We start from the raw sequence: 15,569 nt of genomic DNA on the forward strand, positions 1-15,569 counted from the left end.
ATAATTGATAACTTGATTCTCATTGCCGGTCATCTCACTGTTCACGCTCGTAAGCTCCGTCTTGCTCTTGGAAGATGCAATGCTTGGATTCAGACCTTCTTAAGACTTTCGGCAGCGTTTTGAGTTTTGCGGAATCAGGGATAAGTGTATTTGCAATATCCCTCATAACCCAGTTTTTATTACCAACTCCTTTTGTGTTTTCTGATGCTTGTTTCTGTACCAATGGTGAGTTGATGAGAGTAATAAGAAATTCATTAAATATAAGTGATTTATTGAACTTTAGCAGAGCAACGCTTACAAACAAACTAAATTCATTTGTTGAATCAACAATAACCGGAATACCTGTAGTTCCAACTTTTGTAAGCAATATATCACCATATTCAGGATTACATCGTGTGAATAATTCCTTGTGTTCTTTTTCAGAAATATATTTACAGGTTGAAAAATCTAAATACCCGTTACTGATATCCTTTACGGATACAAAAGGAACCCCATCAGACTGATACTTTGGAGTTGAATGAGTACCATCAGTTAATTTATGCAAAATAGAACCAAGCCTACACCATGCCCACGTTTCCGGAATATCAAACGGAATCTCATCATCAATACAGCGCTCAACACCGCCGCACAACTCATAATGAGAATTATCACGCATAAAAATGATAGATTCGTTCTTGTCCTTCTTGATTTTTCCTGCCTTGATAAGTTCTTGCTTTTCGGTTCGGATACGCTCTAAAAGTACGCTTGCAGGTTCGTCATCGGGATCTTGCGGTACAAGTTTGCCTTGTATTGCCTGTTGGAGTATGGATTTTTTTAGTTGGTCGGGGAAGGTGGTGTTCAAAGCTGCGAGTTGAGTTTCAGCTTTTTCGTATTCGGAAATAAGGGGCAATAATTCTTCGATTTTTGAGACTATGCGGTGTTGTTCGGAGAGTGGTGGTAATGGGATAATAATATTATGCAATGCGGAAGCAGATAAACCTTGTATTCCTATTCCCTTACCACCTATTAATCCTATACCCTTATATAGAAAAAAAACAAAGTAAAAGAAACGTGTACAAACATTTATATACGATCTAAGTCTATGTATATGATTTTGTATCCTCATTGGCGAATCAAAATTCCATATTGCTGCTCTGCCTATATCACCACCTTCGCAAACAAGCAAATCACCTTTGATTACTGTGCATTTCTCTATTTCTGATTCAGTAAATAACATCTTTTTGAGCTTATCAAGTTCAAATCTATCCCAATAGAGATTAGATGTTGTAATATATTCCATCATTTCTCCATCTTTATTTGATGAATTAAGTGCCTTACCAGTATTATGCTGAAATAACTCTCCAATACGAGCCCACTCCCAACTCTCCGGGATCTCAAAAGGCACCTCATCAGCAATGCAAACAGGCTCATTATCGCCCCGCTTCTCATAAGGATTATTAGTGGCAGAATATGGTAGTATGTCAATAAACCAACCTCTCCACCTTCTCCCTCACCACAAACCACTTCTTCCCAATCTTAAATCCGGGCAGCTTACCCGAACGGAGCAGATTGTAAACAGTAGTAAGCGAGACCCCAAACTCATCGGCAACCTCCTGAGGGGTCATATAATCATTGTAATCTCTGAGCATAATAATCAATCCTTTCATAGTAATGACATTCGTTCGGAATGCCTTATTTTGTTGTTGTAAAGTAACGCAACTATCCGCAAATACCCACAGAATAAGTATATATTATAATAGTGATAAATGAGGAAAGCCCCATGAATTACGTTCATAAGCGTAGTTCATGGGCTTTTTTCATTTGTGTGAAAAACACCTTCTGCAAGGCAGATAAAGTGTAAAATGCCTGTTTTTCACGAAAAAATATTTTCCCGAAAGGAGCTGAGAAAAATGTGCGAAACCCTGTCAAATACTATCAGATACGCATTTCTGTGCGTGTATGCCCTTGCTGTGCAATGGTGAAAACCACTTACCCCTGCGAATATTTGCGTTAACTGTCACTATGAAAGGAGAAAATTTTTATGGACCCCATTGTATCAAAAATAGCTTCCGCCGCCATCACTGCAGCAGGCATCGCTGCTTCGGAAATAATCACCGATGCCATTAGGGAAGGAGTCTCGGATTTATGCGGTTTCGATCTCGACGATTTCTGACTCGGGGAGTGGATTCCACCATACCGCTCCCGCTGCAGCTTCAGATGTGGGGTATGATCGAGCATATCCCGTCACCGGATTACCTTCAGGTATTCACCCTCACAGGTAAAAACGGAGAGCAGCATATTACCCACGAACAGGAGGATCCGGTGTATTGTAACCATGTTTCTTTCCCGTTCCCGAATCCTGTTGAAGCCAAGATTTTTGTCATTGATGACATAGATCATTGTACTATGCTCCTTGCCGAGGAGTATTGAGAAAATGCCCGTACAGAGCGATCTGTGCGGGCATTATTATTTGAAAGGAAGATTTGAAAAATGTGTATTTGTGAATTTTGCGGAGCAAAGCTTCTCTGCGACGATGATGTGTATGAACTTGACGGGCATATCATGTGCGATGACTGTTACGATTCCCATACCCGCACCTGTGAATGCTGCGGTGAACGTATCTGGAATGAGGACGATTACGGCGATGATAACATCACTCTATGTTCCCATTGCCGCAATAATCATTATGTTACCTGCGAGGACTGCGGCAGGCTGATTCACGACGATGACGCTTATTATTACGATGACGAGGATTATCCCTATTGCCGCCATTGCTATAACGATGACGGAAAATGCATACACAGCTATAATTACAAGCCCGAACCGATATTTCATGGAAACAGCAAGCTGTATATGGGCGTGGAGCTTGAGATTGATAGCGGCGGTTCGTCGGATACCTATGCAAGAAAGCTTTTGGATATCGCCAACGCTGACGAGGACAATATGTACATAAAGCATGACGGCAGTCTCAATGACGGCATGGAGCTTGTGACGCACCCAATGACACTTGAGTATCACATGAACGCAATGCCATGGAAACAGGTCGCTTCTAAAGCTATTGAATTGGGCTACCGCTCCCACAAAACAAGCACCTGCGGACTTCATGTTCATGTAGGCAGAAATATGTTCGGTTCCGACAAAATATCACAGGAACCTGCAATTTCAAGAGTGCTTTTCTTTGTGGAACGTTTCTGGCAGGAGCTGCTGAAATTCTCAAGGCGTACCGAATCCCAGATAAACAGATGGGCGGCAAGGTATGGCATGAAAGATAATCCTAAACAGGTGATGACCAATGCCAAGGAAAAGAATATGGGCAGATATGCCTGCATAAACCTGTGTAACTACTCGACCATAGAGTTCAGGATTTTTCGTGGTACCCTTAAATACAACACCATCATTGCTACACTGCAGCTTGTTGCTCACATATGCATTATGGCGGCATCTATGTCAGACGAGGATTTTACAGCTTTATCATGGCCTGAGTTTGTATCCACCATAACCGAGCCTGAGCTTATAACCTATCTGAAAGAGCGCAGACTTTACATCAACGAACCCATATTGGGAAAGGAGCAGCTTATATGAAAGTAGGATATATCAGAGTTTCAACAGTCGAACAGAATACAGCCCGTCAGGAGGTGCTTATGGAGCAGCTTGGTGTTGAAAGAATGTACATTGACAAAATGTCGGGCAAATCAGTGGACAGGCCTCAGCTTAAAAGTATGCTGAATTTTGTAAGAACCGGTGATACTGTCATAGTTGAATCCATATCACGATTTGCAAGGAACACCCGGGACTTGCTTGAGCTTGTTGACACTCTTACAGAAAAAGGTGTGGAGTTTGTCAGCAAAAAGGAAAGCATTGACACTACAACGCCTGCAGGCAAGTTTATGCTTACGGTATTTGCTGCAGTTGCCGAGCTTGAGCGTGGATATATACTTGACCGTCAGCGGGAGGGAATAGCTATTGCAAAGTCTCAGGGGAAATACACAGGCAGGAAGCCCGTTGAGGTCGATGAGCAGCTGTGGGATTCACTATATGCTCTATGGTCTGAGGGGAAGATCACTGCTGTTGAGTTTATGGATAAAATTGGGATGAGGAAGAGCACGTTTTACAGGAGGGTGAAGGCTCTAAGCAGATAAATATATGCTTGCTGCAAAATTCGGAAATGCAGTAAGCATATTTTTTATTGTTATAACAATAAAAAGTTGGGAAATATATAAACTTTATACTGATCCCTTTTGTCGCAACAGTCAAGTGTGATCATATAAAGGATGATAAGGTCATGAATAAGTTTAAAATTGACTATCAGTTTGATATTATTGATGCAGATAATAATGTTACATCGATATGGCTTAGCAGCAGCGATGTCAACAAGAATAGCTTTGGCAAAGCTATTCGGGAAAAAGTCACAGGTTATGGTCCGATATCAGATAATATAATAAATCTGGTATATGATGCAGCTGTATATGCCGCTCAGTTCAGAAATATTTCCAAAAGGGAATATTGTTCAGAAGGGTTAAGCCTTGATAATACCCATTTCATTTACCGTTCCACCCAGATCGAAATTCCTAAACGGGACTTTCATATGGAGGAAGAAGCCAAGGAAAGACTTCGTACTACGATAATAAACATAGGAAGCTGTTGCAAAGACACTGCGGTTATAACAACGCTTCTGCTTCTTTCGCTCATCAGCTTGTTATATGAAGCCTTCCTCAAAATGCGGGAGGATCAGAAAAATAAGGTTATCCCAACTTTTCTGATATTCATATACGGAAAAAGTGGTTCAGGCAAAACAACGATATCAAGAGCAATATTTAATGCTCATACTTCTGACAGATTTATCAGTGTTCCGAGTGCAACTCCCGCTGCTATGCAGAACGCAATTAAAAATGCAAGCAGCGGCACTCTGTTATTTGATGATATTCCTCACAAAGGTTACAATTGCTGCAGCTCTGAGGAAAAAAAGAAGCTTGAAACACTTATCAGATCTGCCGGAGATATTGGCTCCGAAAAAAGAACAGCAAGGAATAACGAGACTGTTCCATCTCCCAAAAGAGTGATGACCGCTGTAACCTCCGAGGCTGAGTTTTTCATATCAGAGTCTTCGTCCTTAAGATGCTTCTATTGCCCGATTGAAAAGGGCAGCATTGATCTTACAAGATTCGGGACGTATAGAGACTCCAGCAAGTTTCTTGATGATGTCAATATAGCATTTATCATATGGGCTTTTTCAGAACTGCTTGAAATCAACGATAATATTATCACTATGCCTATGCTTGACACAGCATATCAGAAGGCTGTCAGTGATACTCAGAGACTATTTGCCGATGTTATTGAGCCAAGAGCCGTTGGTAACTTCATTCACTTAGAGCTGTACTGGCAGATCTTCGCACCATTTCTGACATTTATCGGATTTACCGAGGCGGAGATATCCGACATGAAGTCAGCCTTTGATAACTACCTTATAAAGTCGGCAAGAGTTCAGCAGGAGCTGATCAAGCTCAACTCCGCTGAGCAAGCGGTGCTTTATACAGTCGAAAAAACCATCACAAGCAATCGCATTCTGACGTATAATATGGAAAATAATAGGCTTACCAGGATAATCCCGGACTCCTCCGACAATTTCGGTGCTTCGGCACTCGGATATTATAACGGACACTATCTGATATTGACATCAGAACAGCAGAAAGCCTTTATCCAAAGCTTTTCTGAGGTGTACTCCGAAAAGCTTAAAAATCGGGATATCATAGACCTCTTATATAAAATGGCACTTGTGATAAAGCCATCTGATGGGAGCGTACTTACCTCTAAACCCAATAATCGCATAAAAATTCGCATAAATAACAAGGATACGGATGTTATTATCCTAAAATATACTTTGAAAGGAGATAATTCAAATGACTGATGTTCAAATCACCTCGTTAAATGATTCCCTTGGCAGAGAATTTCCTGCCTTAGAAGATAAATGGGATGAAAAGTTTGATACATTAAAATATGAGTTTTTAAAGAAATCTGACGGAGAACAGACCCGGATTTTGACAAATCTCGATAATAATGTGGAAAAATCATTGTTCCTTGAGTTTGTTAGTGATCATATTGACACTCTGGACGGAAAAACAGATGAGGAAGTAGTTTCAATTCTCTACAACATGTCAGAGAAACTGAACAAAGGCGACGATAACAGAATTTTCACCAATGCAGAAGCAATGATCTCGGGAGACAGAGTAAGTCACCAGACAAGTTCTGATTTTTCAAAAATATGTACTACCTTTGCGAGGCTGACGAATAACCCTTATTACAAGCTATTTGCAGATTTTTCGGAAATATATTCTTCAACCGATAATGACAAGCTTGAGGGTTATTTGAAGCAGCTTAGGCAGATATATAGCTATTCCGCTACCGATGAAGACAGGTATTATGTATTATACCTCAGCTGTCTTTGCCTGCAGCGTATGTGTCTTAACAGCACAAACCGTCCTATTAACAGAGAGTGGATAGACTTTGTGTATGGAAATTTCATCGCAAAAAACAGCCTTGACATAGACTATACGTTTGAGGAACCAAGCACAATATATTATGTTGAAAAGAACTACAGGCATAACGGTGAGTTTGACATCGAACTAAATCTCAACGGAGGCGGCGAACAATCGGTCACTCTTGATTTTGGGAAAATCATATCGAAGAACTACCTTGCAATTTGCAGGCTGTTTGTCACGGATAACCACTTCTTTTCTCACGAAATAGAAGAATCCCTTGCCAACCTTTGCAAACACACAAAGGAAATGGTAAGATACAACAAGAGGGATACCCCTATTATCTCGGAAAAATTGTCTTTTTGTCTTTTCAGGATATAAACGCTGAAATATAGGGCATTTCCGGGCAGACAACTTCAGCAGAAAATGTCTTTCATAGACATTTTCTGTCTGGAAGTCACCGAATTTCTGACAAAAATAGTTATATATTGTAATAATGGCAGGTCATATCAGAGGCAAAATATGATTAGAGTTAGGGTTACTGCCGATACTATATATAATAAGAGGTGACGAATATGAACATTCATTTCAACGAAATAACTCACGATGCCGATATCTGGCTGACAGCCGAGGAGAAAAACAGCGAAATGGTAAATAAGCTGCTTGAAGGGATATATTCGGGCTGCAAGCAGAATAATTACAATGTTACCGTATTCATTTCCGGCAAAAAGAGTCTCGCAGATACGACCCTCGACCTGCTGATGAATCAGCTAAAAAATAACGTATCTGCGTAAAATGAAGGGGTATCGGTCATAAGGTCGGTGCCCCCATTTTTTACCTGTTGACCACGCTAAGAGAACGTGATACTATTACAAATGAAAGGAAGTGAAGCAATGAAATATAATATAGCAGCCTACTGCCGAATTTCCGTTGATGAGGAGATAGGTCAGGAGAACACCTCCATCGAGAACCAGAAAAGCATAATCTCCGAGTATGTTTCCTCATATTTTCCCGAAAGCAGCGTTGAATTTTTTGAGGATCGTGACCGTTCGGGCTATACCTTTGAGCAGCGTGAGGGATATCAGGAAATGCGCAGAGGGCTGATGAACGGGAAATATAATATCCTTATCATAAAGGACTTTTCCCGATTTTCAAGACGAAACAGCCGGGGACTTGCAGAGCTTGAGGACCTCAGAGACAGCGGTGTCCGCATAATATCCATCAATGATAATATCGACTTCCCCACCGAGGACGAATGGCTGCAGATACAGTTTCGTTTTCTCATAAACGAAATGCCCGTTACCGATACGAGCAAGAAGGTGCGCAAGGTAATTGAAAGCCGTCAGAAGGCAGGAAAATGGATATGTGCCGTGCCTTACGGATATACCATAATCGACAGCAAGGCGATGACCTTTGAGGTGAATGAAGCGCAGGCAGAGGTCGTTCGTATGATATTTGATATGTATCTGTCGGGAATGGGCTACAAATCTATTGCAAATAAGCTTACGGAATTGAAGATACCGACCGCAAGGCAGGACGAAATAGTCCGACGTGAAGCAATAGGCAAAACTACCCGCTTGAAAAGCAGCAGCCGATGGAGCATTGTTTCGGTCAGCGAGATACTCCGCAACGATTTCTACATCGGCACTCTCCGACAGCATAAATACGGCAGAAAAAAGATAAACGGCAGCGATATTCCGCTCCCCGACAGCGAACACATCGTTATTGAAGATCATCATACCCCGGTAGTTACTAAGGCGGTTTTTGAGAAGGCACAGCAGCAGCTTGCAGTACGTTCACGTTCAAACTATAGGGGAATAAAGAAATACCGCACAGATTACACAGGCTTTCTCATCTGCGGAGACTGCGGAAAGCCTATGTCCTCAATGAGCCGCCCTGACCTGCCGCCTGCATACCGCTGCAGCACCTATACCAAATATGGCAAGGCACATTGCACCTCACACCACATCAGAATTGACAGGCTTGACGATACTCTGAAAAAGTATGTTGAAAAGCTGCGTGATAATTCGGTTCTGATTTCAAAAACTCTCGACAAGCTGCTTTCGGAGCGGGAGCGGAAAACAGTTACTCGTGATACTCCCGATGAGATACAGGGTCAGATAACTCAGTTAAAGGCAGAGCTTGCCGCCGCAGCCACTCAGCGTATCAGAGATATTATGTCAAACCCTGCACAGGAGCAGCTTATTAACGAGACATATGACAGCATTATTGCCGCACATTCTCAAAAGATTGACGGACTCAACGCACAGCTTGAGCTGCTTGCCAAGCGTGAGAAGGCTGTAAATGAGACAAACAAAGCCGCCGCCACTACTGTAAGCGTCCTGAATGAGATACTCGAAAAGGAAAGACTTGACAAAACGGATATCGGGAGTATAATAGAAAATATAAATGTATATGACGATCACATTGAGGTTAATCTTCTTGCCGATGTTGACGAGATAATAAATGCGGAAGCAGAGCAGCTGTTGCCGCAAAACCGCTTAAATACGTCGATTGACGAGTGTGTAACTGTTATCAGTGAAGGCGACCCCCTTGAAATTTACACAAGCTCAGACGGAGAAGTTATCTTCAAGAAATACTCCGCCATCAATGAAATGGCTCAGTCCGCCTCACAGGTGGCTGAGGTGATGACAAAGCTTGCAAACTGTCCTACTATAGTGTTTGACAGGGACCACGTGGTAGCCGTTGCAGGCGTGGGCAAAAAGGAGTTTAATGAGCGCCGTGTTTCCCAAGGACTGGAGGAATTTCTCGAGCACCGCAGAAACTACATTTACTCCTCCGATGAGGACGCAAAGGTTTTCCCAGTTGAGGGAATTGACCGTCCTGCCATCGCCTGCACACCTATACTGTCCTCGGGAGATGTTACGGGCGCAGTAGCCTTTCTTGCTCCAAGCTCCGACGAGAGCGCAACAGCTACCGAAGTGCAGAAAAATCTCATTCAGGCTGCGGCACAGTTCCTCGGAAAGCAGATCGAGGAATAACAAAAAGGCGGAACCCTCCGCCTTACATAGATTTATTCTGACATTTTTGCAATACTTTCTCTGAGCTTTAAAATGTTATCTCTTATCCTGTCAATGACCCGTATAAACTCCTCATCACTTTCGCCTGTCGGGTCGGGAAGACCCCAGTTATCATCAAACTCTCTGCCTATATAAGGACACTTTGCACCGCACCCCATTGATATTACAATGTCGGGGGAGGGGATAGCCTCAAAGGTCTTGATGTACTGCGCCTTTTCCATATCAATACCGTAAAGTTCCTTCATCAGCCGAACAGCATCAGGATCAATTTTGGTTTTTGTTTCTGTTCCAGCCGAATAACTTTCGAATACATCGGAGGCGAAATGCCTGCCCAGGGCTTCCGCTATCTGACTCCGGCAGGAATTGTGTACGCATATGAATGCAACCTTTTTCACGCTCATTTCGCCTCCGTCAGCAGCTTCCCCACCTCGGAGGGCTTAAGCACCCTGCCCTGAGAAACCACCTTTTCATTCACTACGATAACCGGCATACTCATAACGCCGTACTCCGCAATTTTTGCCATATCGGTAATATATTCGACTTCGACGGGTATGCTCATAACTTCAAGTGCCTTTCTCACATTTTCAAGCTGTCTGTGACAGTTTTTGCATCCTGCTCCCAGCACCTTTACGCTTTTTATCCCGGCAATAAGCGCCTTGTCAGCGGGACGCTTTTTTCCTTCCGACTTTTTCATAAAATCAAATAATGCCATAATAATTCCTCCTACATAATATAGACTTGTATTGAATTAAAGAAATATCCCACAAGGATAATTCCTGTCGTGCAAATTGCAATGAAGATGCCCAGCAGCTTCGGCTTGACCGCCTTTCTGAGCATTATCACCGACGGCAGAGAAAGTGTAGTTACCGCCATCATAAAGGAAAGCACTACTCCCAACAGCGCACCCTTTGAAAGCAGAGCCTCGGCAATGGGGATAGTGCCGAAAATATCCGCATACATAGGAACGCCTGCAATTGCAGCTATGATAACTCCGAAGGGGTTGTTATCACCGAGGATATTTATGATAAATTCCTCGGGAATACAGTTGTGGATAACAGCACCAATTCCCACACCTATTAGAACATAAGGAAATACCTTTTTCGCTGTTTCACATACCTTCTCAAAGGAGTATTTTGCCCGCTCCCTGAAATGAAGCTCTTCCTGCAAAGCGTCTGTGGCTTTTGCGCTTCGTATGAAATCTTCCACCTGATCTTCAAGATGAAGTTTTTCAATGAGCGTACCGCCTGCTACTGCGATAATAAGTCCGACTATAACATAAATAACCGCGACCTTCCAGCCGAAAATACTCATAAGCAGTACCAGGGAACCAAGGTCTACCATAGGCGATGATATAAGGAACGAGAACGTGACGCCAAGGGGCAGACCTGCGCTTGTAAATCCCATAAAAAGCGGAATGGACGAGCAGGAGCAGAAAGGCGTTACCGTTCCCAGCAGGGCGGCAGTAATATTTGCCCCCATACCGTGAAAGCGGCTCAGTATCTTTTTTGTTCTCTCGGGAGGAAAAAAGCTTTGTATGTATGAAATGATGAATATCAGAACGCCCAGCAGCACCATAATTTTTATCATATCGTATATGAAAAAATGGACGCTGCCGCCGAGCTTTCCCCTTGTGTCAAGACCGAGAGCATTGAGCGCCGAACCGATAAGCCTGTTAAGCCAAGCCATACCCAGTATCTCATTCTGAAAAAAGTCCCAAGCGGTTTTAAGAGTCTCCATAAGTGCTCCTTCTTTAAATTTAAATATTCAAATGCGTCAATCCTTTGCACATTACCAAAGCCGCACAAATGCGGCTCAGATCATTTCATACAGCAGGAATTATTTCCGCTTTCACCATTTACAGTTGTCAGTTCTTTAAAACATTGTGCGGCATATCCAACGCCCTCCGATGAAATGGAATAATGCATCCACTTGCCCTCTTTACGTCCCGTGACGATACCGCTGTCGCATAATATTTTCATATGGTGTGACAATGTGGGCTGAGTGATGTTCATTTCCTCAAGCAGCCTGCAGGCGCATTTTTCCCCGCTTTGTAAAAGCTGCAAAATTTTAATTCGGTTTTCATCGCAGAACGCTTTGAAAATGACCGCAGTCTTTTTTGCGTCAGTCTCCATATCTTCACCTCATATTGATAAGCTTCTATGTATTTATTATATCTGACAGATAGAAAATTGTCAATATGTATATGCGTAAAAAAAACCGTCTGAAATTGTGCACAATAACAAATTTTATTATATTTGCATATCACACTCTAAACTTCGGGATTTGCACGGAAAAGAGACTCGTTTATGACTATCTCACGGTTTTTCCCCGAAATAAGCCCCTCTCCTTTCATTTTAGAAAGCTCTTTCATCATAGCCGAACGGTCGCAGGCGAGAAATTCCGCAAGGTCTGTGAAGGGGAGAGGAAGTCTTATCCTGCTGCCGCCCTGCAGCCTGCTCTCCTGCCTGAAAAAGAACAGAAGCTTGCTCCTTATAGATCTCTGATGAAGAATGAAACTGTTTATGCAGACCTCCCTTCCGCTCTGACCGGGGATAAGCTGCAAAAATTTTGTCATCCAGTCGGGATTTGCGGAGCAGAATCTGAATATCTCCTCACGGCTGAAAAAGACTACCTCCGAAGGGTATTTTGCCGTCATATAGCTCACCGCATACTCGGGCGGCACCAGCATTGCAGAGGAAAAAAACTCTCCTGTTCTGAAAAATCTCAGTATGCTCCGTTCACATTGCTCATCCTCGGCGCACAGATAAACCATACCCTCAAGCACAAAGCACATTTGATTGCTGCTCTCGTCTATATGCAGTACAGTCTCATTTTTATCATATTTCACCGATCTCGCATTGAAGCGGTTTTTAAGGTATATAAGCTCCTGCTTTGAAAGTAAAGACCCCATATATAGTATTCCTTTCTGTTATAAATCGTGTATATAGTATATTATATCATAAAATTGTGGTTTTGGCAACAGTTTTTTATTCCAATATATCATATAATTAGTAATGCAACATCAACACGATACGGAGGATCATTAAATGAAGGTTATAAAGCGCAACGGTTCCGAGGTCGATTTCGACATCTCAAAGATAGAAACAGCCATTACCAAGGCAAACAACGCAGGCCGCCGCAAGGAGCTTACCGACGAGCAGATCAGAGAGGCAGCCGAATACATCTGCTACAAGTGCGAAAAAATGAAGAGAGCTGTTTCCGTTGAGGAGATCCAGGATATGGTCGAAAATCAGATCATGGCAAACGGCGCTTTTGAGATAGCCAAGGGTTATGTAAAATACCGCTATACCCGTTCCCTTGTAAGAAAATCAAACACTACGGACGACCGTATCCTCTCCCTTATTGAGTGCAATAACGAGGAAGTTTTGCAGGAAAATTCCAACAAGGACCCAATAGTAAACAGCGTTCAGCGTGACTATATGGCAGGAGAAGTCAGCAAGGACCTTACAAAGCGCCTGCTTCTTCCCAAGGATATCGTGGACGCCGACAACGAGGGACTTATCCATTTCCACGATTCGGATTATTTTGCTCAGCATATGCATAACTGCGACCTTGTAAATCTTGACGATATGCTCCAGAACGGCACAGTTATCAGCGAGACCCTTATCGAAAAGCCTCACGGCTTCCCCACAGCCTGCAACATCGCTACTCAGATAATCGCACAGGTGGCATCAAATCAGTACGGCGGACAGAGCATAAGCCTTACCCACCTTGCACCCTTTGTTCAGATATCCCGTGAGAAGATACGCAAGGCTGTTATTGAAGAGGCAAAGGAGCTGGGCGGCAGCCTTGACGAGAAAGTCATCAATAATGTGGTTGAAAAGCGTCTCCGCAAAGAGATCGCCAGCGGCGTGCAGACTATCCAGTATCAGGTAATAACTCTTATGACCACCAACGGACAGGCTCCCTTCCTCACCGTGTTTATGTATCTCGGCGAAGCAAGGAACGAGCGTGAGAAGAAAGACCTCGCAATGATAATCGAGGAAATGCTCCGTCAGAGATACCAGGGCGTAAAGAACGAGTCGGGAGTATGGATAACACCTGCATTCCCCAAGCTTATCTACGTTCTTGAGGAGGATAATATCAGGGAAGGCTCCGAGTATTTCTACCTCACCCAGCTTGCGGCAAAATGCACCGCCAAGAGAATGGTTCCCGACTACATTTCCGAAAAGAAGATGAAGGAGCTCAAAGAGGGCAACTGCTTCCCCGTAATGGGCTGCAGAAGCTGCCTTAACCCCTGGAAGGACGAGAATGGTAATTATAAATTCTACGGCCGTTTCAATCAGGGCGTTGTCACCCTTAACCTTGTGGATATCGCACTTTCCTCGGGCAAGGATATGGATAAATTCTGGAAGATATTCGACGAAAGACTTGACCTTTGCTACCGTGCCCTTATGTGCCGCCACAACAGGCTCAAGGGAACTCTTTCCGATGCCGCACCCATACTCTGGCAGAACGGCGCCATTGCAAGGCTCAAAAAGGGCGAGCCTATCGACAAGCTCCTTTACGGCGGATATTCCTCCATTTCTCTGGGATATGCAGGACTCTGCGAGTGCGTAAGATATATGACCGGCAAGCCCCATACCGACCCCTCCGCAACAGGCTTTGCTCTTGACGTAATGAAATATATGAACGACGCCTGCGCAAGGTGGAGAGAAGAGACCGATATCGCATTCAGCATTTACGGTTCTCCCATCGAAAGCACTACATATAAATTTGCAAAATGTCTCCAGCGCCGCTTCGGCATAATCGAGGGCGTTACCGACAAGGGCTATATCACCAACAGCTACCACGTTAACGTTACCGAGGATATAGACGCATTTTCCAAGCTGAAATTCGAGGCACAGTTCCAGGCGCTTTCCACAGGCGGAGCGATCAGCTATGTTGAAGTTCCCAATATGCAGGATAATCTTGAAGCCGTTATCAGAGTGCTTCAGTTTATCTACGACAACATTATGTACGCCGAGCTTAACACCAAGTCCGATTACTGCCAGTGCTGCGGCTATGACGGGGAGATAAAGATAGTGGAGGACGATGGTAAGCTTGTCTGGGAATGTCCCTCCTGCGGAAACAGAGATCAGGACAAGATGAACGTTGCCCGCCGCACCTGCGGATATATCGGCACGCAGTTCTGGAATCAGGGACGCACTCAGGAGATCAAAGAGCGAGTAATGCACCTGTGATTTCTACATAAAAAATTTCCCGGGAAAGGACGCTCAGGAAAATGTATTTCGGAGAAATAAAGAAATTTGATATAGCTGACGGTCCCGGGGTAAGGGTGACCATATTTGTATCGGGCTGCACCCATCATTGTAAGGGCTGCTTTAATCCGCAGACCTGGGATTTCACATTCGGCAGCGAGTACACAAAAGCCACCGAGGAAGAAATTTTAAAGGCTCTCGAGCCCGATTACATCGACGGACTTACCCTTTTAGGGGGAGAGCCTATGGAGCCTGTAAATCAGCAGGGACTGCTTCCTCTTGTGAAAAAGATGAAAGCGCTTTATCCCAATAAGAACATATGGTGCTATACGGGATATACTCTTGAGACCGAGCTTCTGTCCGACAGCCGAGCAAGATGTGAGTGCACAGACGAGCTTCTGTCATATATAGACGTGCTGGTGGACGGGGAATTTATCGAGGAGCAGAAAAATATATCCCTTCGTTTCAGAGGAAGTTCCAATCAGCGGCTTATAGATATGAAGAAAACTCTTGAAGCAGGGGAGACCGTTATCTGGTCAGACGACCCCTGCTATGAAAAGCACGAATTCTGATAGAATTTTTCAGCGGCAAAAAAGCCGCTGTTTTTGTATTTATTTCCATTCTTAACGGACAATTAACGACAAAATGTGCTATATTATATTTATATAGAGGTGATCGCAATGTCGATGTCACGGATAAAAAAATATCTGACGGCTTTGCCCGATATAAAAGATATTATTTTCACAGTCTGCGTGCTTGCCGCTGCAAATATAGCCGGACTGCTGCTTATTCAAATAAAAGGTGACTGCTATGTTCAGCTCCTCTTTATTCTCTGTGTAGTTTTTATCGCAAGA

17 protein-coding genes are annotated in these 15,569 nt (G+C 43.5%); 10 read left to right on the top strand and 7 right to left on the bottom strand.

The window, feature by feature from the left end; genetic code table 11:
• Positions 1-34: 34 nt before the first annotated feature.
• Together ACR0QN_RS12430 and ACR0QN_RS12435 are read right to left on the bottom strand one after the other, a co-directional pair.
• Complete coding sequence (locus ACR0QN_RS12430; protein WP_432651536.1) at positions 35-1,384, bottom strand: restriction endonuclease subunit S; 1,350 nt, start codon at positions 1,382-1,384, stop codon at positions 35-37.
• A 76-nt stretch (positions 1,385-1,460) separates the two neighbouring features.
• Positions 1,461-1,646 carry a helix-turn-helix domain-containing protein gene (locus ACR0QN_RS12435; protein WP_432651537.1) on the bottom strand — a complete coding sequence of 62 codons (186 nt, stop codon included), beginning with the start codon at positions 1,644-1,646 and terminating at the stop codon, positions 1,461-1,463.
• A gap of 374 nt (positions 1,647-2,020) precedes the next feature.
• Here ACR0QN_RS12435 and ACR0QN_RS12440 point away from each other — a divergent pair, with 374 nt between their 5' ends.
• The 8 genes from ACR0QN_RS12440 (at position 2,021) to ACR0QN_RS12475 (ending at position 9,454) form a co-directional block, all read left to right on the top strand.
• Positions 2,021-2,152 (top strand): hypothetical protein, encoded by a 132-nt coding sequence (locus tag ACR0QN_RS12440; protein ID WP_432651538.1) that lies wholly within the window; start codon positions 2,021-2,023, stop codon positions 2,150-2,152.
• Positions 2,153-2,196: 44 nt separating this feature from the next.
• Positions 2,197-2,409 (top strand): DUF960 family protein, encoded by a 213-nt coding sequence (locus ACR0QN_RS12445; RefSeq protein ID WP_432651539.1) that lies wholly within the window; start codon positions 2,197-2,199, stop codon positions 2,407-2,409.
• A gap of 60 nt (positions 2,410-2,469) precedes the next feature.
• Positions 2,470-3,561, top strand: a complete 1,092-nt coding sequence (locus ACR0QN_RS12450) for an amidoligase family protein (RefSeq protein ID WP_432651540.1) — start codon at positions 2,470-2,472, stop codon at positions 3,559-3,561.
• The gene (locus ACR0QN_RS12455) at positions 3,558-4,118 is read left to right on the top strand and encodes a recombinase family protein (RefSeq protein ID WP_432651541.1); all 561 of its coding nucleotides are present in this window, start codon (positions 3,558-3,560) and stop codon (positions 4,116-4,118) included. The genes ACR0QN_RS12450 and ACR0QN_RS12455 overlap by 4 nt, the downstream gene beginning before the upstream one ends.
• A 143-nt stretch (positions 4,119-4,261) precedes the next feature.
• Positions 4,262-5,884 (top strand): hypothetical protein, encoded by a 1,623-nt coding sequence (locus tag ACR0QN_RS12460; RefSeq protein WP_432651542.1) that lies wholly within the window; start codon positions 4,262-4,264, stop codon positions 5,882-5,884.
• Complete coding sequence (locus ACR0QN_RS12465; RefSeq protein ID WP_432651543.1) at positions 5,877-6,833, top strand: hypothetical protein; 957 nt, start codon at positions 5,877-5,879, stop codon at positions 6,831-6,833. The genes ACR0QN_RS12460 and ACR0QN_RS12465 overlap by 8 nt, the downstream gene beginning before the upstream one ends.
• Before the next feature lie 194 nt (positions 6,834-7,027).
• Positions 7,028-7,246: a hypothetical protein gene (locus ACR0QN_RS12470; protein ID WP_432651544.1), complete on the top strand. Its 219-nt coding sequence runs from the start codon at positions 7,028-7,030 to the stop codon at positions 7,244-7,246.
• A 99-nt stretch (positions 7,247-7,345) separates the two neighbouring features.
• On the top strand, positions 7,346-9,454 hold the full coding sequence (locus tag ACR0QN_RS12475) for a stage V sporulation T C-terminal domain-containing protein (RefSeq protein WP_432651545.1): 2,109 nt from the start codon (positions 7,346-7,348) through the stop codon (positions 9,452-9,454).
• Between the two features lie 32 nt (positions 9,455-9,486).
• Here ACR0QN_RS12475 and ACR0QN_RS12480 read toward each other — a convergent pair whose 3' ends face one another.
• The 5 genes from ACR0QN_RS12480 to ACR0QN_RS12500 all read right to left on the bottom strand — a co-directional run bounded on the left by ACR0QN_RS12480 (position 9,487) and on the right by ACR0QN_RS12500 (position 12,404).
• Positions 9,487-9,894, bottom strand: a complete 408-nt coding sequence (locus ACR0QN_RS12480; RefSeq protein ID WP_432651546.1) for an arsenate reductase ArsC — start codon at positions 9,892-9,894, stop codon at positions 9,487-9,489.
• Entirely contained in the window at positions 9,891-10,205 is a 315-nt protein-coding gene (locus ACR0QN_RS12485; RefSeq protein WP_432651547.1) for a thioredoxin family protein, read from the bottom strand. Before ACR0QN_RS12485 ends, ACR0QN_RS12480 begins: the two co-directional genes overlap by 4 nt.
• A gap of 11 nt (positions 10,206-10,216) precedes the next feature.
• The gene (locus ACR0QN_RS12490) at positions 10,217-11,230 is read right to left on the bottom strand and encodes a permease (RefSeq protein WP_432651548.1); all 1,014 of its coding nucleotides are present in this window, start codon (positions 11,228-11,230) and stop codon (positions 10,217-10,219) included.
• A gap of 80 nt (positions 11,231-11,310) precedes the next feature.
• Entirely contained in the window at positions 11,311-11,625 is a 315-nt protein-coding gene (locus ACR0QN_RS12495; RefSeq protein ID WP_432651549.1) for an ArsR/SmtB family transcription factor, read from the bottom strand.
• A gap of 137 nt (positions 11,626-11,762) precedes the next feature.
• Positions 11,763-12,404, bottom strand: coding sequence for a Crp/Fnr family transcriptional regulator (locus ACR0QN_RS12500; RefSeq protein ID WP_432651550.1), 642 nt, complete (start codon positions 12,402-12,404; stop codon positions 11,763-11,765).
• Positions 12,405-12,540: 136 nt separating this feature from the next.
• Between ACR0QN_RS12500 and nrdD the strand changes: the two genes are divergently transcribed.
• Together nrdD and nrdG are read left to right on the top strand one after the other, a co-directional pair.
• Positions 12,541-14,697: an anaerobic ribonucleoside-triphosphate reductase gene (gene nrdD, locus ACR0QN_RS12505; protein ID WP_432651551.1), complete on the top strand. Its 2,157-nt coding sequence runs from the start codon at positions 12,541-12,543 to the stop codon at positions 14,695-14,697.
• Positions 14,698-14,738: 41 nt separating this feature from the next.
• Positions 14,739-15,287, top strand: coding sequence for an anaerobic ribonucleoside-triphosphate reductase activating protein (nrdG, locus tag ACR0QN_RS12510; RefSeq protein ID WP_432651552.1), 549 nt, complete (start codon positions 14,739-14,741; stop codon positions 15,285-15,287).
• Positions 15,288-15,569 lie beyond the last annotated feature (282 nt).

The organism is Huintestinicola sp., from assembly GCF_050874005.1.
Lineage (GTDB): Bacteria > Bacillota > Clostridia > Oscillospirales > Ruminococcaceae > Huintestinicola.